Below are 21,094 nucleotides of genomic sequence, written 5' to 3' on the forward strand. Positions count from 1 at the left end.
TGATGTTATTCATGCTGAAAACTCATGAGAAAATATTACCATACCCATTTTTCATGCGCAATCAGCAATTAATTATATTAAAAAAGATGCAAACCAGATATTGAGTTTACATCTTCTCTCTGTTTTAAAAGACACTGATTATATTCATAATAAAGACGAATAAAATTATTGCGGGAAGGATAAATCTGAGCAGGAAGATCCAGGCTTTAAAAACAGTGTATGAACTGCTCCCTTTTGTAACGTTCAGCTGTTCCATAGCAACTCTTCTGTCTAAAATATAACCGATAAAAATTGATGAGAACAAAGCCCCTGCCGGCAGGAGTATATTCGATACAAGGAAGTCCACGTTGTCAAATATCGTTCCCGCAAAGAATTGAACGTCATTCAGCACCCCTTCTGACAACGCAGACGGAACACCGATAGCAAAAACGATAACAGCGTAAATGTAAGTTACTTTTTTACGTTTCGACTGATCGCCTTTAACCGTATTGGCAACGTTAATTTCAATCATAGAGAACGAAGATGTCAATGTCGCAAATAAGAATGCGAGCAGGAACATCAGATAGAAAATAATACCGAACGGTATCGCATTGAATATTTCAGGCAGGACGATAAATACCAGACCCGGCCCCTCGACACTCTGCATGCCGAAAGAAGCAATCGCCGGAAAAATCGCAAGTCCCACCATTACAGAAACTGCGATATTCATGAGTACTATATAAGAGGCCGACTTAGGCAGATTCTGATCAGCTTTTAAGTACGATGCATAAGTTATCATCTGTGTAATCCCCACACTGAGCGCAAAGAACGACTGTCCGAGTGCAAACATTATTCCATTGGCACTGAGTTCACTGAAGTCCGGGAGCAGGAAGTATTTAACTCCTTCAAATGCATTCGGCAGCGAGAGCGAGCGGATAATAATGAACAAGAACAAGATGAACAGCATCGGCATCATAATTTTAGATGCGCGTTCAAGTCCTTTTTGTATCCCCTGGGCCACGACAAACGCAGTGATAAATATAAAAATACCCTGAGCAGCAATTACATATACCGGATTGGTAATAACATCTCCAAGCAGCACTGTATAATCATTGACAGTATACAAATTCAAAAAATCAATCAAAGCAATGAGCAGATAAATTAATATCCAGCCGCCGATAACACTGTAGAACGACAGCAGCAGCATCGTTCCAAAGTGTCCGATCCAGCCGAAAATTCTTAAACTTTTTTTACCGCTTAAGTATTCGAAACCGTCAATCGGATTTCTTCCTGAGGCACGGCCGATAACAAACTCACTGATTAAGAGCGGCAGGCCAATAAGTATAGTAAATAGCAGGAAAACAAACAGAAACGCACCGCCACCGTGTTCAGCAGTCATATAAGGGAATCGCCACACGGCGCCGAGACCTATTGCAGAGCCTGCTGCCGCCAATATAAAACCTAATTTTGAGTTCCAATTATTTTCGGACAAAATATTACCTCTTTTCCATCATCAATGTTCGTATTTTACCACACTAAAGAGAGTTTTTATATACAAATAAGCCGGGAGAGGCGTTTCTCCCGGCTTTTCGGTATTTTCTATAACTTTAGTTAGGATTATCTTCTAGTTCAGGTATAGATTTCTCTAAATACTGACGGTCCTTATTCGCATTAAAGTGATCGGCTTTTTCCATCTTAACGTCAGTCACATAGTCAGGCATTTCTACGAAACTTTCGTAAATACCTTTCTCCACCAGGAAGTTTCCTTCCGGGAACTGAACACCGATGTTTCCGTCTTTAATAGCTGCATACTTAACGAATCCCTGGAAGACTCCGTTCTTATTGTATAGAACGACCGCTTCCCCGTCTTCCAGTCCTTCTCGTCGTGCATCGTTTTCACTGACGAGTACATCGTAGCGTCCCATGTGGTTAAAGGCATCCTGATCTCCATAAATCATCGCGTTAAACTGCTTGCCGCGTCTCATCAGAAGTTTGAATTCTCCAGCTTTCTTATTGTTGTCAGGAATATCCATCGTAATCAGGTTCGCTCTTCCATCCGGTGTCGGACATACCCCGCCTTCACACAGCCATGCTCCGCCGTACTGATAAACGTCACCAGCTTTCTTCAGGTGCTGAACACCGTCATACTGAGGATTCGCTTTGGCAATCTCGTCGCGGATTTCCTGTCCTGACTGGAAATCGATTAAGTGAGACTCTTCAGGCTTAACACGTTTCGCAAGGTCGACGTAAATCTTCCATTCACTGCGTGCTTCGGCAATGCGGTTGCGGTTCCCTTCAATTTCAGGAGAGAAGTAAATCATACGTTCTGTCGATGTTGATAATCCACCGCCATCCTGCTCATAACGTGTTTTCGCAGGCAGCACTACAACTGTTTCTTTTGCATCGAGCAGGGTTGATGTATTTAAAATAATATCCTGGTGAACACGGATGTCGAGATTTTGCAATGCTTCTCTTACAAAGTCCGGATCCGGCATCGTTTCCAGGAAGTTACCGCCCGACATATAGTAAAGCTTAAGCTTTCTTTCATTGTCGTCCGGCAGCATTGCGTTCTCAATCGTTACACCAACAGTATCTCCAGGCCACTGAGGAAGTTTGAAATTCCACAGTTCTTCGATGCGCGGACGGTTTTCATCGTTATAATCCCCGCCCGGCAGTGAAAACGGATCTGCTCCCATTTCACCTGAGCCCTGCACTGATGAGTGTCCGCGTAATGGCATAAGACCTTTGTTTTTACCGCCCAGCCAGCCCCGTAATAAAGCTAGGTTCGATACTTGTGAAATATTATCTGTCGCGTGTTTGTGCATTGTTAAACCAAGTGCCCAGACCATAACGCCTGTTTTCGCTTTAGCAAGACTGTTTGATAATTCGATAATTTGTTCTTTACCGATACCTGAAGACTGGACAATCTCATCCCAGCTCTGCGACTGAACGTTTTCTTTAAGATCGTCATAGTTATTGACGTGTTCATTAACAAACTCGTGATTAATGGCCGAACCTTCATTTTGTTCTTCAAGATCGAACCAGTGTTTCATTACACCATGCATGAGCGCGATGTCCCCGCCGATGTTTACTTCATAGAATTCATCTGCTATTTCAGTACCGAACAGTGCTGATTCAACAACTGAAGGCACCCAGTAATTCTCCATAGCAGGCTCCCTGTAAGGATTTATAACGATAATTTTCGTACCGCGCTTTTTAGCTTCCATCATATATTTGGTAGAAACCGGTGATGCGTTTGACGCGACACTGCCCCAGAACACCAGTACATCAGTTCCAAGCCAGTCCTGATAGTTACAAGTCGAAGCTCCGACACCTACAGAGCGTTTCATTGCTGATTTACTCGGCGAGTGACAGATACGCGAGGCATTATCAATGTGATTGGTTTCCAGATAACGCGCAGTTTTCGCTGCAACATAATAAGATTCATTCGTAATACCGCGGCTGGTTAAGTAAAATGCATACTGTTTCGGATCGAGAACTTTCATTTTATCCGCAATAGTATTCATCGCTTCATCCCATGATACTCTAATAAATTTGCGGTCGCCTTTACGGCGGATCATCGGATATGGAATACGTCCAAGCTCGCGGAGCTCGGTGCTGTCCATCTTGCGCAGCTCATCTATATCCTGATGCAGTATCTCAGGTTTAATCGGAGGTGCTGTATTCAGACGCAGAACATTAAAACGCGTCGTACACATATGCGGACCGTTTAAAGTCTGGTCCTGCAGACCTGATACCCCCAGTGCACAGCCGTCGCAGACACCTTTTAATATAATATTTTTCGCGTAGTTTAAATTATCTCTGTTTTTCCAGACGATTTTAGCTGTATCTCTCATATGATGCGGTTTTACTTTAGTTAAACCGAATGGCACAGGACTTACCCATAATTTCGGATCCCATTTTTTAGTTTTATTGATCGGACCCGGATGCAGAGTTTTACCCATGTCGACACTCCCTCTATATTATAATAATTCCATTGTACACTATTTCGCGGAAGCGCTCACAGAATCAAGCTTATTTTTTTCTTTAAGCCTTTTAATATCCTGTCTGATAAATATAGAAATTACCAGCGCAATAACAAACAGACCCGCAAAAATGTACAAGGACCATGCATAACTTTGTGTAGATTCATAAATCTTAGCAACGATAAACGGCCCGGCGAGTCCAGCTGCAGCCCACGCTGTTAAAATATAGCCGTGAATTGCACCCAGCTGCTTAGTTCCGAAAATATCCCCGATATAGGCAGGAATAGCAGAAAATCCCCCGCCGTAGCATGAAATCATGATGAACAGCAGTATTTGGAAAAGCCATTCATTAGTCGTAAACGGCAGAACTGCAAAGATGCCAATCTGCAGCACGAAAAACAGCGTATAAAGATTCGTTCTGCCTATGTAATCTGATATAGATGCCCAGACCAGGCGTCCGGCACCATTAAAGACACCCATGACTCCAACCATGAAAGCTGCTGCACCTGCAGTTAATCCTGCAATTTCAACACCCATCGGACTTGCAACTGCCAGGATGGCAATACCGCACGTCACGTTGATAAACAGCATCAGCCATAAGAAATAGAAGCGTTTTGTTTTTATCGCTTCGTTCGCCGTCAGCTGAGCAAGATCTTTAGAAACTGCCCCTTCGCTTTCTTCGATAACAACGCCTTTTGGATGGTAGCCTTCAGGCGGTTTTTCAAGATATAAACTCGATGCAAACATCACTATGAAGTAAATGATACCTAGAATAAAGAACGTATTCGGAATACCGACCGATTCGATCAGCATGCGCATAACCGGACTCGCAATCATTGCAGCAAAACCGAACCCCATAATCGCGAGCCCCGTCGCCATTCCTCTGCGGTCAGGAAACCATTTAACCAGCGTTGAAACCGGAGTGATATAACCGATTCCGAGTCCTATACCTCCAAGGACCCCGTACCCTACATATAAAAGCCACAGCATTTCAAGCTGTATCCCTAAACCAGCTGTAATCATACCTGCTGCAAAAAAGACTGTGGAAACCAGTCCCGACTTTCTCGGTCCTTTAGCTTCTACAAAGTGTCCCATAAATGCTGCCGACAGCCCTAAAAATAAAATAGCGATACTAAATGTTATTGAGACCTGACTGAGCGACCAGCCGATTGATTCCTGAAGCGGCGTTGTAAATACACTCCATGCGTAGACTGAACCGATTGAAATATGTATGCCCACCCCGGCAAGTGCAATCAGCCAGCGATTTTTCTTTGTTTGCATGTAAATCCCCCTATTGTTTTGACGGAATTCCTTAAATTGTAATTTCGCCTTAAATATGATTATATAAAGAAAAAGAACGCTTTACAATAAGATTCAGAGTGGGAGAGTTATATGTTATGGAAATCGTTACGAAAAATACAATACGCCGCTATACAGACGGGAACTTTATCGAAACTGAAGATATAATAGCTGAAGAATTTCCGCTGACTATATATTTAAACGATGTAGAATTCGCTACTTTAGTCTGTTCGCCTGATGACCTTGAAGAACTCGTCATCGGCTTTTTAGCTTCAGAAGGCGCACTGCGTTCATTTAAGGAAATTGAATCCTTGAACATCGATGAACGCGGCGGTTTTTGTCACGTGAAAGTGTCGCGCGAACTTCCTAAAGACTACGGCACGTTTTCAAAACGCGTACTCGGCTCATGCTGCGGCAAAAGCCGTCAGTTCTATTTCCAGGCAGACGTTGATACTGCCAAATTTTCACTGTCGGAGACAAAGCTGACACCCGAGCAATGCATCAGCCTCATGAAAGAAATGCAGGAGAAAAGCACTATATTTAAAGACACCGGCGGCATTCACAATGCGAGCATCGCTTCCCCTGACGGTACCATTGTCCATAAAGGTGATATCGGCCGTCATAATGCTCTCGATAAACTGTACGGTCACTGTCTGCAGAACAATATTTCCGTCAAAGATAAAGTTATCGTATTCAGCGGGCGTATCTCATCAGAAGTACTGACGAAAGCTTCAAAAATCGGCGTCGGCATCGTACTCAGTAAATCTGCTCCGACCGATCTCGCAATTAAACTCGCACATGATTTAAATATTACAGCCGCCGGCTTTATCCGCGGCAGTTCATTTAATATATACAGTCATCCGTGGCGCATTATTGGTGCGGACGAGCTGGATACTGAGTAAACTTTGACATAAGCAAGCTCAGTCTCTTAATTCAACTTTCAAAAAATAGCGCTTGTCTCTGTAAAAAGACAAGCGCTGTTATTTATTCTTCATTATAATTTTCTTTTTCCAGGTCATCGTATTCGAGCTCTAAAGCAGAGTAATAACTGTTCATTATACTTGCAATCTTCTCTGCCCATTCTATATCAGTCGCATAAAGATGTGTTCCGGGGTTTTCCGGGTTCCAGCGCATGCGGTAGAGTGTATTTTGTCCGTTATCTAAATAATTGTCACGTATAAATTCTGCGCCGCCAATTATTGCTGCTTCCGGCGTTGACCATCCGGCTTCGCGGGCGTAGCTAGAGCCTTCCGCTACTGCTGCGCGGTCGAATGCTCCGATTCCGAAGAAGTTATAATATGTTGTTCCTTCAACTTCTATACCGGAAGCAAGTTCCGATTCTCCGTGGCCTGTCTCGAGCAGTGCATGGCTAATCAGATACAGTGAGTTTACCTGATGCTTTTGTTCTGCTTCGAGAAATGCAGCGCCTGTACCTTCCAAGATTCCTTTATCTTCAAGCAGTATGTTCAAGTCGTTTTCATCGGCGCCCGTTTGTGAATTCAAGGGGACGAATTGAAAATCATTGCTGCCGCTTATTGTCATCGCTTCTTTTATATCATCTTCACCTGCATATTCTGCCGTATTGTCAGTAAGCTTCACATCACCTGTGTTATTACTTACCTGCATGTTGACAGCTTCATCAAAAGTGTACGTGGAAATCTCCTCCGTTTTAAAAAATGATGTTTCCGAAACGAAGAATGCCAATGTAAATAATGCCATTACAATAATCAGCAGTATAAACGGAATATTTTCTTTTAACTTGTCCATAGACATCCTCCGAAAAAAATAAATGAGACTGACATTGTCAGTCTCATATTTTATGTTTAATATATTAACGCTGTTTTTCCGCTAGTCAAATAAAACTGCCTCTAATTGTTTCAACTTTTCCTGGCTCTCTTCATCCAGTGATGCTACAGTAATCCGCTGTTCAAGCAGATCTGCAGCTTCTTCAATAGAAATGCCAATCGCTTCACTGATTTGATACGCAGTTAAATTGCCTTTTAAAATGTTTAAATCTGTCTCCATACAATCACCTGTTCAAAAGTAATATATTATCGAGAGCTTGCACAATTCATCCTCCGCAGACAAATTCATTAATTGATTAATATGAAGCTCCAGACAAATTCGCTGCTAATTAGTGAATTTTTTTTACTTAGTAGATTAATTAAACTACATTATTTAAAAATTATCAAGCTGGCTGTAATATTTTATCATTTTATAATATTTTACAGTCTTATAATATCATACCTGCGATAAAACCGGTAATGACAACAGGAATATTTAAAAAGACAAAAGTCGGTACACATGTATCCCATATATGGTCATGCTGACCATCGATATTCAATCCTGCAGTAGGTCCGAGCGTTGAATCTGATGCAGGTGACCCCGCATCCCCAAGTACACCAGCAGTACCGACAATCGCAATAATCGCAGCCATCGATAAGCCGAGTTCTGCACCCATAGGGACAAAAATCGCTCCAATAATCGGCAATGTCGCGAAAGATGAACCAATACCTATCGTTACAACTAAACCGACAACCATCATACCCATAACGATAAAGGCCTTGTTATTACCGAGAGAACCAGAAATACTGCTGACGAGCGGCAGGACATCTTCTGTTTCTGTAATCACACCTGCAAAGCCGTTTGCCGCCAGCATTACCATACCGATATACGCCATAATTTTTATGCCGTTTACAAGCTCACGGTCAAGTTCAGCCCACTTAAACTGCATTGACAGAAAGAAGACCATAATACCGCCGAGGGCACCGAAGATCATCGAATCCGTAAAGAACTGCACAATGAATGTGACAAGGATTGCAATCACAGCAGTAATAATTGTTTTTGCACTAACTGTTAGCCGCTCTGAGGACAAGTCACTTTCTTTATTAAGATACTTCCGCGGTTTTCTGAAATAGAAAAATGCGAGTATCAGACCAATCACAAAACCGAGAGCGGGAATAATCATATTTGGAGCGACATCGCTGAATTCTATTGTTACCCCGGCATTCGCAAAACTTGTTACAATCGTATTCTGAAAGATTTGTCCGTAACCAAAAGGCAGTACCGCATAAGTAAATGTCAGCCCAAAAGTCATGACTACTGCCAGCAGTCTGCGGTCCAGCTGAAGCTCATTAAACAGACTGATCAGTGGCGGAATAAGTATAGGAATAAATGCAATATGCACCGGCACTAAATTTTGACTGATCATAGAAATAACAAGCAGAGTTGCGATTATAGAAACTTTCGCTATTACGCGCGCTTTCGTCGTTTTGCTTGCATTCAGCAGACTTAAAATTTTATTGACCATAACGTCGGTTATACCGCTGTATGCTATCAGGGCGGCAAATCCTCCAAGCAGTGCATAGCTGAGTGCAATTTCTGCTCCGTTAACAATTCCTCCGGTAAAGACGCCGATAACTTCATTGACGCCCATACCCGATATCAGTCCGCCGGCCAGCGCACCGATAAACAGAGCCAGTATAACGTTAAGTCTGCACAAACTTAAAATGACCATAACGAGAATAGCTATTAAAACTGAATTCATTATTGTTCCCCCAAAAATTTATCTGTCTTCAGATTGTGATTTTTTTGATAATTTAGACATTGACTGTCGTTCATTTTCACTGGTACATTATATAGTACTTATCATTTGCTATTTAAGGACGTGAACGCATGCCAATTAAAATCGTCGAAGGACTTCCTGTGAGAACGAAACTCCAACAGGAACAAGTATATACCATAGAAGCTTCCCGCGCGATAACCCAGGACATCCGTCCATTAAAAATTCTTATTTTAAATCTTATGCCTCTTAAGGAAAAAACAGAGTTACAGCTGCTGAGGCTGCTTGGCAACTCACCGCTTCAAATTGATGTTGAATTTTTACATATGTCTACCTATAAAAGTAAAAATACTCCGACCAGCCATCTCCAGAAGTTTTATAAGACACATCAGGAAGTGAAAGATGAATATTTCGACGGGATGATTGTTACTGGCGCTCCGTTAGAAAAATTTAATTTTGAACAGGTAGGGTACATCGACGAACTGAAAGAAATTACTGACTGGGCACAGACACATGTCTTCTCCCGATTTTATATTTGCTGGGGAGCACAATTCGCTCTGAATCACTATTACAATATCGAAAAACTTATTTTATCAGAAAAGCTGTTCGGTGTGTTCGGATATCAAAATATAAAACCGGAACATCCATATGTGCGCGGCTTTGATGATATTTACCAGGTCCCTCAGTCGAGACATACAAGAATTGATTACGAAGCATTAAACGGTATTCCGGGTCTCGACATCCTGACTGCGCATCCTGACTTCGGCCCGGATATCATTACATCTAAAAATCAGCGGGATCTCTACATTTTTGGCCACCTCGAATACGACAGGGAAACGTTGAAAGACGAATATGACCGGGATGCAGAAAGCGGGCTCAATACAGCTGTCCCTCTCAATTATTATCCCGATGATAAACCGTCGGAAAACCCAAAATTTCAATGGCGGAGTCACGGGCATCTGCTGTTTAACAACTGGCTGAATGAAACGTATCAGAATACATTGTACGATTTGGAACAGCTTCATAATCTCAAATAAAAAAAGGCGCCCGCGGGCGCCTTTCAGCATGTCTTCGTATACTGCTTGAGACATTCTTTCTGCCTTCTTCTTGAGAGCTCCATGAGGTGTTTACTAAACTCTGAGATGTAGCTGTCGAGCGTCCGGTCAGTCAAATAGGAAATATTTTTATTGATAACCTTTTTTTCGCGCTGCGCATCCAGTACCGGTATGTTATTCGCAAGTTTGTACTCCGCAATTTCCGTAGACACCTTCATTCTCTTCTCGACAAGCTGAACGAGCTCACGGTCTATCTGATCTATTTCTTTACGCAACTCTTCATGTCTCCCCATGGTTAGCCTCCTCATATTATTTTGTTTGAACGATCTTGTTCACTGTTTTCCCTTCAATTTCAAGCAGTACATTTATCGTGTCCATTAATTCTTTGAATTCTGCAGGTGTCAGACACTGCTGTCCGTCGCTCCACGCATTCTCAGGATCTTCGTGAACTTCTATCTGCAGGCCGTTTGCACCGGCCATAACTGCTGCTTTAGCCATTGAAGGAATCAGGTATCTGACGCCCGCTGCGTGTGACGGGTCAACGATAATCGGCAGGTGCGATTCTTTCTGCGCTACAGGCACTGCTTGAATATCAAGTGTATTTCGTGTTGCTGTTTCGAAAGTGCGGATACCGCGCTCCACAAGCACAACGTTATTGTTGCCGCCGGCCATAATGTACTCTGCTGACATTAACCATTCCTGAATCGTTGCAGACATTCCGCGTTTCAAGTAAATCGGTTTGTCAGTCTGGCCAAGCGCCTTCAGTAAATCGAAGTTCTGCATGTTGCGTGCACCGATTTGAATGACATCGACCATGTCAACGAATGTATCTAAGTGATCTGTGCCCATTAACTCTGAAACGATAGGCAGACCGGTTTCTTTTTTCGCTTCATTTAAAATTTTAAGACCTTCTACACCAAGACCTTGGAAACTGTAAGGTGAAGTACGCGGTTTGAATGCCCCGCCGCGCAACGAGTTTGCACCTGCATCTTTTAATTTAATTGCTAATTCCACTGTGCTGTCTAAATCTTCAACTGAACAGGGCCCTGCACAGACCATGAAGTTTTCCGCTCCGACTTTTACACCGTTGCTAATATCGATAACACTGTCATCTTCCTGGAAACTTCTGTTCGCTTTCTTGTATGGCTTTTGAATTCTGTACACCCCGTCCACGATACTGTATTTTTTGAAATCATTTTCGGAGACTTTAGATGTATCGCCGATCAGACCGATTATTGTTCGTCTTTCACCATCAGAACGGTGAACTTTGAAACCTGCTTCTTCGATGTTTGAAACCAGTGTCTTAATATTACTTTCCGCTGCGTCGCGTTTTACATGAATAATCATAATTAAAAGCCTCCTAAAATTTTTAAAAATAAAACTGCCACTTAACTAAAAATTAAGTGGCAGCAAGTATAGAAAAATATGTAGAAGTCCCGACTTCCAGCCACTTATTTAAAGTAAATGGCTAGACATTACAAAATCTTCAGCCATCATTGATACAAACAGTTTGTTTTACGTTTGTACAAATGATGTGTACAAACGGTATCAAAAATAGCTAAAGTAAAGTCGGTTATTCAGTTGTGAAGTTGTATGGGTTAACATAAATAACCGCTCCTTGTAATGTATTTGATTGCCATTATAGGCTGCCTTTAATCAGTTTGTCAATCTATTTATGAGAATTAATTAAATGTTTACATAATTTAGTTAATTAATGTATATTCATTCTTGTAGTATAATGATAAAAATACGGAGGCATAAAATATATGAATATCGCAATTATCGGCTTGGGAAATATCGGAGGTTCCTTTGCTCTTGCTATTAAAACAAACATACCTGACGCTGACATATATGCAATTGATATCGATGCTGCAGTTATCGAAAAAGCAAAAAAACAGCATCTTATTAAAGACGGTTCTCAGGATTTTAAAGACATCATTCCGCAGGCAGATCTTATTATTTTCGCAGTTTACCCTAAACTGCTTGTTCAATTGGTAAAAGATTACACACCTTACTTAAAAGAAGGGTGCATCATTACCGATGTTACAGGCGTGAAAACTTCGATTATCGGTGAAGTTGAACCGCTCCTGCCAGACCATACTGATTTCGTTTTCGGTCATCCGATGGCCGGCAGAGAAAACCGGGGCCTTAAGTTCAGCAGCAGAGAAGTTTTTATCGGTGCAAACTATTTAATCACACCGACCCCGAGGAATAAAGAGAAAAACATCGATTTCCTGAAAAATTTTGTCAAAGAATTGGAATTCGGCAATATTTCAGTAATCACACCGGACTTCCACGATGAAGTTATCGGCTTTACCAGCCAGCTGGCTCACGTCATTGCTATTTCACTAATCAACAGCGATGACGCCGCTCGCAACACTAAAAAATATACAGGTGACAGCTACCGGGATTTAACACGTATCACAAATATTAATGAAAAATTGTGGCCTGAGTTATTTATGATGAATAAACAGCATCTTCTTAATCATATTGATAATTTTCAGACCCAGCTCGACAAACTTTACGCAGCGATTCAAAGTGATGATGTTGAAACGATGGAGAGAATGATGCTTGAAAGTACGAAGCGTTATAAAGATTTACATGATATAGAAGATTAAGTATGAACAAAACACCGAATTCCTGAAGAATCCGGTGTTTTTTCAATAGACGGCAGCTTATGCCGATTCTGCGAGGATCAGATGCATATGAGAACCGACCATGCCAATCCCAGCCAGCCAAGAACAAAATCAAACACAAAAAAGGCCGCATATCGCATGCGGTCCTTTTCTCAAAATATTAATATACTTTATCACCGTTGAAAATTGAGTTTTTAACAACTACATAATCTACTGTACGGATTGCATCTAATTCCTTGCCGCCGGCATATGAAATAGATGACTGCAGATCCTGCTGCATTTCAGTCAGTGTAGCTGCTAATGGCCCTTTGTATTCTACATACATTTTTTTGCCTTCTACGTTTTTATGTTCACCTTTTTGGAATTCAGAAGCCGAACCGAAGTACTCTTTATACTTCTTGCCATTTTCTTCATAAACAGTACCAGGAGATTCTTCGTGTCCTGCAAATAGTGAACCGATCATAACCATAGATGCCCCGAATCTTACAGATTTAGCAATATCTCCGTGCGTACGGATTCCGCCGTCTGCGATAATCGGCTTAGAAGCTGCTTTTGCACATAATCGAAGTGCAGCAAGCTGCCATCCGCCTGTACCGAAGCCTGTTTTAATTTTAGTAATGCAAACCTTACCAGGACCAATGCCGACTTTAGTTGCATCTGCTCCTGCATGCTCCAATTCTCTGACTGCCTCAGGTGTCCCGACATTACCTGCAATTAAAAATGTTTCAGGAATATGTTTTTTAATATGCTTAATCATATCGATTACTCTATCGGAATGACCGTGAGCAATATCGATTGTAATATAGTCAGGAATTAATCCCTGTTCTTTTAAACTGATAACAAAATCGTATTCTTCCGGTTTGATACCGACACTTATAGATGAAATCAGATTTTTATCTCTCATTTTATTAATAAAATCAATACGTGTTTCAGGGTTGAAACGATGCATGATATAAAAATATCCATTTTTCGCCAAATATTCAGCAATATTCTCGTCAATAATAGTCTGCATATTTGCAGGTACTACCGGCAGCTTGAATGTGTGTTTCCCAAATTCAATTGAAGTATCACATTCTGAACGACTGTCCACAATACATTTGTTCGGAATTAACTGTATATCCTCATAATCAAAAACGCTATCCATAATAAAACGCTCCTCTAATCCGTATATTATTTAACTGTTTTTGCAATCTCGTTCGCCAATAGGGATTATAGTAGTTTTATATTCACATGTCAATCAATCTGAAAAAAATAAAAAAAGAATCGAAATAAATTTCGATTCTATCCTTTAAACATGCTTGCTAATTTACCGAAGAAGCCTTTTTTAGGCTCCTCGATTTGCTGTTTTGCTGTTTCGCTGCTGTTATCCAGTTCTTCTGAAGCAGACGATACATTCTCCTCAGCTTTTTCTTCCTCGGCGCTCAGGTCAATTGTTCCTGTATTTTGTTCTGCCGGTGTTTCAGCAGTTTCGGTTTCTTCTGTATCAAGTTCTTCGGTTTCTGCTTCGGCGGATTCTTCTTCGATATTTTCTTCTCCAGCATTCCTAGATTCTTCTTCAGCTGGTGCTTCTGCAACAATCTCTTCTTCAGTTGTTTCCGGTGTCACGGTTTCTTCCATGACCGCTTCATCCGATGTTTCATCAGCTTTGGTTTCTTCAGCCTGTACAGTTTCATCAGTATCTTCTTCAGTCTGCGGCGATTTTTCGCTTTCGTATGCCTCTTCCGCTAAAAATGTTTCCACCTTTTCGACTGGATTGTATTCAAGAGCATTACGATCGTACTCTTCCAACCTGTGTACAAGTGTACTTATATTTGATTTAAGTTCTTTGTTTTCATTTTGGATTTCATCCAGCTTTTCAAGCACTAAAGCAAGCAATCTTGATACGTCGTTATCCGACATTTTCGATACCTGATTCTCACTTTTCGTTTCTTCAAAGTCGTCCATATTTTCTATAATTTCATCTGCCGCAGAGTCCAGTGTATTTCCCGGGGACTTGGCAATTTTAATCATTTCCTGTAAGACACTCACATCTTTTTTTGAAAATAATCTTCTGTTATGTTCATCTTTAGCAACTTCATAATTTCTGTCTTCAAGTAATCTAACGTACTTTCTAACGTTCTGATCAGACAGTTCGACCATGTCCGTTACTTGAGCTGTTGTATAGTATATAGCGTTCTGTGACTGACTCACTCGTATCACTCCTGTAATTTAATTAACCTAATTATAACGCTTATCGTTACTTTTATCTACCATTTTTTAGCGCAGTGTATTGTCGTTACCCGAGTAGAGTTTTCGCAATATTCTACTAAATCATTGACTTATACCGGCTTAATTTATATATTTATAATATCTTTCTAAAAAATACATAAAAGAAGAGGATGATAAATATTGGATACTAAATTATCACAAATCTCATTAAAGCCGGATCACACCGGTGCAACGACTAACCCTATATATTTATCAACTGCATTCGAACATGAAGGTGTGGGTAAATCGACAGGATATGATTACACACGCACCAAAAATCCAACACGCACACATTTTGAAGAAGCATTCGCAGACCTGGAAGGCGGAACTCATTCATTCGCAACGTCAAGCGGGATGGCTGCTGTCCAGCTGTGCTGCAATTTGTTTAACAGCGGAGATGAGGTGCTCGTAAGTTTTGATTTATATGGCGGTACATATCGTATTTTTGATTTTTACGAACAGAAATATAATGTGAAATTTCATTATGCAGACTTTAACAACCACGCTGAACTGACTTCTCTTATCAACAGCAATACAAGAGCTTTTTTTATAGAGCCTATTACCAACCCTTCGATGGAAAAAACTGATTTAGCCCCCCTGTACAAACTCGCGCAGGAAAACGACATAATTACTATCATTGACAATACATTTTTAACGCCGTATTTATCGCGTCCGCTTATTGACGGTGCAGATATCGTCCTTCATTCGGCTACTAAATATATCGGCGGCCATAACGATGTGCTAGCCGGTGTTGTCACTGTTAAAGATGAAGTACTTGCTGAGTCGCTCAGCCTGTATCACAACATGATTGGGGCAACCTTGTCTCCTTTCGACGGCTTTTTGCTGCTCCGCGGATTAAAAACTTTGCACGTGCGCATGGACCGTGCTATTGAGAATGCCAGGAAAACAGCAGCTCATTTTGAAAATCATGAAGCAGTCGAAGAAGTTCTCTACGCCGGCACAACAGGGATGCTGAGCCTGCGTTTTAAAGAAACTCACAGCGTAAACACATTCTTAGAAAATATTGAAGTCTGTACTTTCGCCGAGAGCCTCGGCGGCACTGAAACATTCATCACCTTCCCTTTTACACAGACTCATGCGGAAATGCCGGATGAAGAACGCATTAAACGCGGCATCGACGATTCATTAATCAGGCTTTCAATAGGTATCGAAAGTTCTGATGATATCATTCAGGATATTGAACAGGCGCTAAATAAATCTGTAAAATAAAAAAGGCATCGCCTCCTCGGGGGAGACGATGCCTTTTGTATTATTTAGCTCAATAATGCTCCTGCTTCGTGACTTTTCAGTCCTAAAGTATCGGTAGTGCGTTCATTCATTTCTTTGAACAAATCAGGATTATCTGACAGAGAAACTCCGTATGTTGGAATCATTTCTTTAATCTTGTCCTGCCATAATCCGAAATCTTCGGGAAATGCCCGACTCAAGAGTTCGAGCATAGCATCCACACACACAGAAGCACCCGGAGATGCTCCGAGAAGCGCGGCGATAGATCCGTCTTCCGATACAATTGTCTCTGTACCGAACATTAATGTACCTTTTCCTTTATCCGTATCCTTAATCATTTGAACACGTTGTCCCGCTGTAATCGTCTTCCAGTCTTCTGAACGTGCTTCCGGAATAAATTCTCTCAGCTCATCCATACGCTGTTCTTCTTTTAAGAGAACTTGCTGTATTAAATATTTAGTCAATCCAAGCTCTTTCGCGCCCGCTGACAGCATAGTCAGTACGTTATTCGGTTTTACAGAGCCGAATAAATCTAGATACGATCCCGTTTTCAGGAATTTCGGAGAGAAGCCCGCAAACGGTCCAAATAACAGTGATCTTTTACCGTCGATATAGCGTGTATCGAGATGAGGTACAGACATCGGTGGTGCACCGACTTTGGCTTTGCCGTATACTTTAGCCTCGTGCTGATTTACGATTTCTTCATCATCACACACGAGGAAGAGACCACTTACCGGGAAGCCCCCAATATTTTTAGACTCAGGAATATTTGTCTTTTGCAGAAGCGGCAGACTGCCGCCTCCTGCACCGATAAATACAAAATCAGCGGTATGATATTCCATTTTACTGTTGTTCAAGTTCTTAACTTTGACCTGCCACTTGTCTTTTTGAGTGCGGCGGATGTCCTGAACAGCATGCTTGAAATTCATTTCCACACCTTGTTCTTCAAGTCTCTTAAATAACTTTTTAGTCAGACTGCCAAAGTTAATATCCGTTCCTGAATCAATGCGTGTTACACCAATCTCTTCATCAGGCTTGCGTCCTTCCATCATCAGCGGCAGCCATTCTTTAAGAACATTGTAATCATCGCTGTATTCCATACCTTCAAACAGAGGACTTTCAGTTAGTTTTTCCACACGTTTTTTAAGGAATTCAACATTCTTTTCGCCTTCCACAAAACTCATATGCGGTACTGTACGGATAAAATCTTCCGGAGAATCTAAATATCCTTTTTCAATTAAATACGCCCAGAGCTGTTTCGAAATCTGGAACTGCTCGTTAATCTTAATCGCTTTTGAAATTTCTATCGAGCCGTCAGCCTGTTCCGGGGTATAATTCAGTTCGCACAGTGCCGAATGCCCTGTGCCGGCATTATTCCATGCGTTCGAGCTCTCGACTGCAACATCATCAAGTTTTTCAAAAACTTTAATGTTCCAGTCAGGTTTTAATTCTTTTAATAGTGTTCCAAGCGTGGCACTCATAATCCCGCCACCAATCAGAACCACATCCGTTTTGCTAATAGAAGTAGTCATACTTAAATTGATGCCCCTTATCCATGTTTAATATATTAATATTCAGTAACAGTATACTCCTTTTTCTTGGATCCTGAAAGCCATATCATGAAATGTGTCATACTATTTGTTAAAAGTGTTATACTAATTAAACTCAAAAAAGATGCACTGTCCCAGTACATTCTCAGTAAGTCTATTTTCCACTCTTCTCATTCACGTATTCAGCAAATTCATCTGCACTTCCAGACACTATGTCAACCATCGCAATCTTACCCATACCTTCTGGGAATGCGATAAACAGCACATCATCCTCAACAAATGCACGCACGATATCCGTGTAGGCAAATACTCTGGTATATGGCTCGCCATTCATATCGACATTCATAAACAGCCGTTCATTCGTCGTCATATATGCACCCGGGAAATGTGCCTGGTCTCTGACTTTATATAATAAAGTTCCTTCAAGTGATGGTCCGAATTTCTCTGTCGGATAAAGATCCGCTTCGGTTAAGTTAATTAAACTCACAGTTTATCCTCCTAAATATCATTTAATATTTTCCAATTTTTGTCCTGCGCAACTGATCTCAGGTCGCTGTCCGGTGCAACTGCTACTGGTTTACCCACAAGCTCCAGCATTTTAAGATCCGTTATACTGTCACTGTAGGCCTGACTGTTCAGCCAGTCCACTTCTTTGTTTTGGAAGTGTTCCTTTATAATATCAATTTTGCGTTCAGCAAACATGCGTTCAAACCGCGTTTTATAATCCAGCTTATCACCATTATAATGAATTTTTGAGCCGACGATATAATCAAAACCCACACCTTTAAATAATGCTTCCAATAAAGGTATAAAAGCGCCTGAAATCAGTACTACATAGTAGTTGTCCTGTTTCAGCTGCTGAATTTTTTCAAGCAACGAAGTCCTGAGCTCGTTACTCATCGAAGCGGCAACATCCGAAAAAAATTCATCAATTTCACGTTTGGAATAACCTTTAAATGAAAGTATATAAGATTCCAACGCTCTGTGCTGCATTTTAATTTTCGTCACCATTTTCATTTTATAGCCAAAATAAGTCGGCGCAAAATAGCGAACAAAATGCTTATAGTTCTTTTTAAATTTCGGGTGATTTTTTAAATGTGCACGAAGTGTTTCAAAGGTTTCATGCGGATATAAAGTCCCGTCAAAATCAAATAATGCCACTTTCATATCGGTCTATTCCTTTCTCTGGATAATTAATCTACTCTAAATATTTTACCATAAATAGATTAGGGTATATACTAATATGCAATGACTAATAGGAGGTTGTTTCATGGATTTAACAGTATATTTAGCAGGCGAGATTCACAGCAGCTGGAGAGACAAAATTCAGGCTCTGGCCAAAGAGAAAGATTTACCGTTAACTTTTGTATCACCTCAGACGGATCACGATTTATCGGATGACATCGGTGAAAATATTTTAGGTGAGCAGCCGAATAAATATTACCGCGATGATGCAGCATCCAGTATTAATAATCTGCGCACCCAGGTTTTAATGAACAAAGCTGACGTAGTTATTGCCTTGTTTGGAGAGGAATACAAGCAATGGAATACAGCAATGGATGCGACGACAGCAATTAACTCAGGCAAACCGTTGATTTTAGTGCGTCCAGAGAAATTAATTCATCCATTAAAAGAAATTTCAAATAAAGCAAATGTCGTTACAAATTCTGTTGAACAGGCAATTGAAGTTTTAGAGTATATTTACAAGTAAAATATCATTCACTCAACCCGCCCGGTATCAGGTATGCCGGGCGGATTTGTATTTGAATTCACAGACTATTCCCCGATTCGCATTGTAATAACAAGCCATGATGGTTATAATCGGCTTAGGTGTAATTCTATTCTTTTAATTTAAAAAGATGGAATTTTCATATGTTTGTGTAATTGATTTTAAATTCTGCAAACAGCTCGAATTTATTTTGCAAAGGGGAGAGGATTTATTTTGATTCTTAACACAGTAACAGGATCCGCTTTTACGTTTACAGCGGGTTGGGAACAATATTTGATGATGGCAGTGTATTTTATCCTTCTGATTGCAATCGGAATATACGCTTATAAAAAGTCCACATCAAACCTTAACGAGTATATGCTCGGCGGGCGCAACATCGGTCCATGGGTTACCGCCTTGTCCGCCGGGGCTTCCGACATGTCAGGCTGGATGCTGATGGGGCTTCCGGGCAGTATGTACAGCGTCGGACTTTCAAGTATTTGGATTGCCGCCGGTTTAACAATTGGTGCCTACGTAAACTACATAGTGGTCGCTCCGAGACTCCGTGTATACTCGGAAGTTTCCCACGATTCAATTACGCTTCCGGACTTTTTTGAAAATCGTTTTAAAGACCACAAGCACATGCTGAGAATTATAGCTGGCCTCGTAATCGTTATATTCTTCGCTGTTTATACAGCGAGCGGCATGGTATCAGGCGGTAAATTGTTCGAGAGTGCATTTAACCTGCCGTATCACTGGGGCCTATTCCTTACAGCAGGAGTCGTTGTAATCTATACATTCTTTGGCGGTTACCTTGCTGTAAGTCTGACCGACTTCTTCCAAGGGACGATAATGTTTATTGCTATCGTTATGATTCCGATTGCCACATGGATGACTCTCACAGGACAAGGCATTGAGCCGTTTGTAAGAATAGAAGAGCTCGGCGCGATAGCGGACATCAACTATCTGTCCTTAATCAGCGGGGTTTCTATTATTACTATTATCGGTAACCTGGCATGGGGCTTCGGTTATTTCGGACAGCCGCATATCATCGTCCGCTTTATGTCGATAAGATCTCATAAGATTGTTCCTCAGGCACGACGTATCGGTATTATCTGGATGGCAATTTCACTAATCGGAGCCTGCTTAACAGGGTTACTTGGTATCGCATTTACGGATGCTACCCGGCACGAAGTAGCAGATGCCGAAACGATTCTGGTTCTAATGAGTCAGGTATTATTTCATCCATTAGTCGGCGGATTCTTCCTGGCAGCAATTTTAGCAGCTATTATGAGTACTATTTCATCTCAGCTGTTAGTCACTTCAAGTTCGCTTGTTCAGGATTTCTATAAAATGATTCGTCTGAAAATGATCGGCGGGACAGAAACCAAATCCGAAGAAGAACAAGACAAACTTTTTGTTTTAGTCGGAAGAATATCTGTCATTATTGTTGCGCTTGTTGCAATTGTTATAGCATGGGATGACGAGTCAGTCATTCTTGATATTGTCGCCAATGCATGGGCCGGTTTCGGTGCTGCATTTGGTCCTCTGATAGTTATGGCTCTGCACTGGAAAGGCATGACACGTTCTGGTGCTATCGCGTCAATCATCGGTGGGGCCGCAACTGTTATTATATGGATTGCAGCCGGTACATTCGGTACAGGTTTGTATGAAATCGTTCCTGGTGTAATCGTCGCTACCTTGTTAGGTATCATCGTAAGTAAGATGACTCAGAGTGAACTTCAACCGGAAATGAAACAGGAATTTGAAGAAACTGAAAGAATTTTAAAAGAAGATAAGTAAACCTATACTGAACTTAAAAAC

Annotated in this window: 19 protein-coding genes; 6 read left to right on the forward strand and 13 right to left on the reverse strand. The window is 41.2% G+C overall.

The window, feature by feature from the left end; translation table 11 throughout:
• Positions 1-124 precede the first annotated feature (124 nt).
• The 3 genes from DFR63_RS05100 to DFR63_RS05110 all read right to left on the reverse strand — a co-directional run bounded on the left by DFR63_RS05100 (position 125) and on the right by DFR63_RS05110 (position 5,246).
• Positions 125-1,471 carry a sodium-dependent transporter gene (locus tag DFR63_RS05100; protein ID WP_415708159.1) on the reverse strand — a complete coding sequence of 449 codons (1,347 nt, stop codon included), beginning with the start codon at positions 1,469-1,471 and terminating at the stop codon, positions 125-127.
• 115 nt (positions 1,472-1,586) lie between these two features.
• A complete protein-coding gene (locus DFR63_RS05105) occupies positions 1,587-3,944 on the reverse strand; it encodes an FdhF/YdeP family oxidoreductase (protein WP_115884866.1) in 2,358 nt (785 codons plus the stop codon).
• A gap of 39 nt (positions 3,945-3,983) precedes the next feature.
• A complete protein-coding gene (locus DFR63_RS05110) occupies positions 3,984-5,246 on the reverse strand; it encodes an L-lactate MFS transporter (protein ID WP_115884867.1) in 1,263 nt (420 codons plus the stop codon).
• A gap of 116 nt (positions 5,247-5,362) precedes the next feature.
• On the opposite strand from DFR63_RS05110, the gene fdhD reads away from it, so the two are divergent.
• Entirely contained in the window at positions 5,363-6,166 is an 804-nt protein-coding gene (gene fdhD / locus DFR63_RS05115; RefSeq protein ID WP_115884868.1) for a formate dehydrogenase accessory sulfurtransferase FdhD, read from the forward strand.
• An 82-nt stretch (positions 6,167-6,248) separates the two neighbouring features.
• Here fdhD and DFR63_RS05120 read toward each other — a convergent pair whose 3' ends face one another.
• The 3 genes from DFR63_RS05120 to DFR63_RS05125 form a co-directional block, all read right to left on the reverse strand.
• On the reverse strand, positions 6,249-7,031 hold the full coding sequence (locus DFR63_RS05120; RefSeq protein WP_245954137.1) for an N-acetylglucosaminidase: 783 nt from the start codon (positions 7,029-7,031) through the stop codon (positions 6,249-6,251).
• An 81-nt stretch (positions 7,032-7,112) separates the two neighbouring features.
• A complete protein-coding gene (locus tag DFR63_RS11755; protein ID WP_162842285.1) occupies positions 7,113-7,289 on the reverse strand; it encodes a hypothetical protein in 177 nt (58 codons plus the stop codon).
• Positions 7,290-7,497: 208 nt separating this feature from the next.
• Positions 7,498-8,814 (reverse strand): Na+/H+ antiporter family protein, encoded by a 1,317-nt coding sequence (locus DFR63_RS05125; protein ID WP_245954145.1) that lies wholly within the window; start codon positions 8,812-8,814, stop codon positions 7,498-7,500.
• Between the two features lie 125 nt (positions 8,815-8,939).
• On the opposite strand from DFR63_RS05125, the gene DFR63_RS05130 reads away from it, so the two are divergent.
• Positions 8,940-9,863: a homoserine O-succinyltransferase gene (locus DFR63_RS05130; protein WP_115884871.1), complete on the forward strand. Its 924-nt coding sequence runs from the start codon at positions 8,940-8,942 to the stop codon at positions 9,861-9,863.
• A 23-nt stretch (positions 9,864-9,886) separates the two neighbouring features.
• On the opposite strand, the gene DFR63_RS05135 is transcribed toward DFR63_RS05130, so the two are convergent.
• Together DFR63_RS05135 and aroF are read right to left on the reverse strand one after the other, a co-directional pair.
• A complete protein-coding gene (locus DFR63_RS05135) occupies positions 9,887-10,174 on the reverse strand; it encodes a chorismate mutase (RefSeq protein ID WP_115884872.1) in 288 nt (95 codons plus the stop codon).
• 16 nt (positions 10,175-10,190) lie between these two features.
• Complete coding sequence (aroF, locus tag DFR63_RS05140; protein WP_115884873.1) at positions 10,191-11,228, reverse strand: 3-deoxy-7-phosphoheptulonate synthase; 1,038 nt, start codon at positions 11,226-11,228, stop codon at positions 10,191-10,193.
• A gap of 419 nt (positions 11,229-11,647) precedes the next feature.
• Here aroF and DFR63_RS05145 point away from each other — a divergent pair, with 419 nt between their 5' ends.
• Positions 11,648-12,499 (forward strand): prephenate dehydrogenase, encoded by an 852-nt coding sequence (locus DFR63_RS05145; protein ID WP_115884874.1) that lies wholly within the window; start codon positions 11,648-11,650, stop codon positions 12,497-12,499.
• 178 nt (positions 12,500-12,677) lie between these two features.
• Here the strand turns inward: DFR63_RS05145 and guaC are convergent, their stop codons facing one another.
• Positions 12,678-13,661 (reverse strand): GMP reductase, encoded by a 984-nt coding sequence (gene guaC / locus DFR63_RS05150; RefSeq protein ID WP_115884875.1) that lies wholly within the window; start codon positions 13,659-13,661, stop codon positions 12,678-12,680.
• 137 nt (positions 13,662-13,798) lie between these two features.
• Positions 13,799-14,707 carry a hypothetical protein gene (locus tag DFR63_RS05155; protein ID WP_115884876.1) on the reverse strand — a complete coding sequence of 303 codons (909 nt, stop codon included), beginning with the start codon at positions 14,705-14,707 and terminating at the stop codon, positions 13,799-13,801.
• Positions 14,708-14,902: 195 nt separating this feature from the next.
• Here DFR63_RS05155 and DFR63_RS05160 point away from each other — a divergent pair, with 195 nt between their 5' ends.
• On the forward strand, positions 14,903-15,994 hold the full coding sequence (locus DFR63_RS05160) for a PLP-dependent transferase (RefSeq protein ID WP_115884877.1): 1,092 nt from the start codon (positions 14,903-14,905) through the stop codon (positions 15,992-15,994).
• Positions 15,995-16,038: 44 nt separating this feature from the next.
• Here DFR63_RS05160 and DFR63_RS05165 read toward each other — a convergent pair whose 3' ends face one another.
• From DFR63_RS05165 to DFR63_RS05175, 3 genes are all read right to left on the reverse strand, one after another.
• The gene (locus DFR63_RS05165) at positions 16,039-17,544 is read right to left on the reverse strand and encodes a malate:quinone oxidoreductase (protein ID WP_115884878.1); all 1,506 of its coding nucleotides are present in this window, start codon (positions 17,542-17,544) and stop codon (positions 16,039-16,041) included.
• Between the two features lie 172 nt (positions 17,545-17,716).
• The gene (locus tag DFR63_RS05170) at positions 17,717-18,049 is read right to left on the reverse strand and encodes a hypothetical protein (protein WP_115884879.1); all 333 of its coding nucleotides are present in this window, start codon (positions 18,047-18,049) and stop codon (positions 17,717-17,719) included.
• Between the two features lie 11 nt (positions 18,050-18,060).
• Complete coding sequence (locus DFR63_RS05175) at positions 18,061-18,729, reverse strand: HAD family hydrolase (RefSeq protein ID WP_115884880.1); 669 nt, start codon at positions 18,727-18,729, stop codon at positions 18,061-18,063.
• 103 nt (positions 18,730-18,832) lie between these two features.
• Here DFR63_RS05175 and DFR63_RS05180 point away from each other — a divergent pair, with 103 nt between their 5' ends.
• Positions 18,833-19,273, forward strand: a complete 441-nt coding sequence (locus tag DFR63_RS05180) for a YtoQ family protein (RefSeq protein WP_115884881.1) — start codon at positions 18,833-18,835, stop codon at positions 19,271-19,273.
• A 234-nt stretch (positions 19,274-19,507) separates the two neighbouring features.
• Positions 19,508-21,073, forward strand: a complete 1,566-nt coding sequence (gene putP / locus DFR63_RS05185) for a sodium/proline symporter PutP (protein ID WP_415708176.1) — start codon at positions 19,508-19,510, stop codon at positions 21,071-21,073.
• Positions 21,074-21,094: the final 21 nt, after the last annotated feature.

This window comes from Jeotgalicoccus halotolerans (assembly GCF_003387165.1).
Taxonomy (GTDB): domain Bacteria; phylum Bacillota; class Bacilli; order Staphylococcales; family Salinicoccaceae; genus Jeotgalicoccus; species Jeotgalicoccus halotolerans.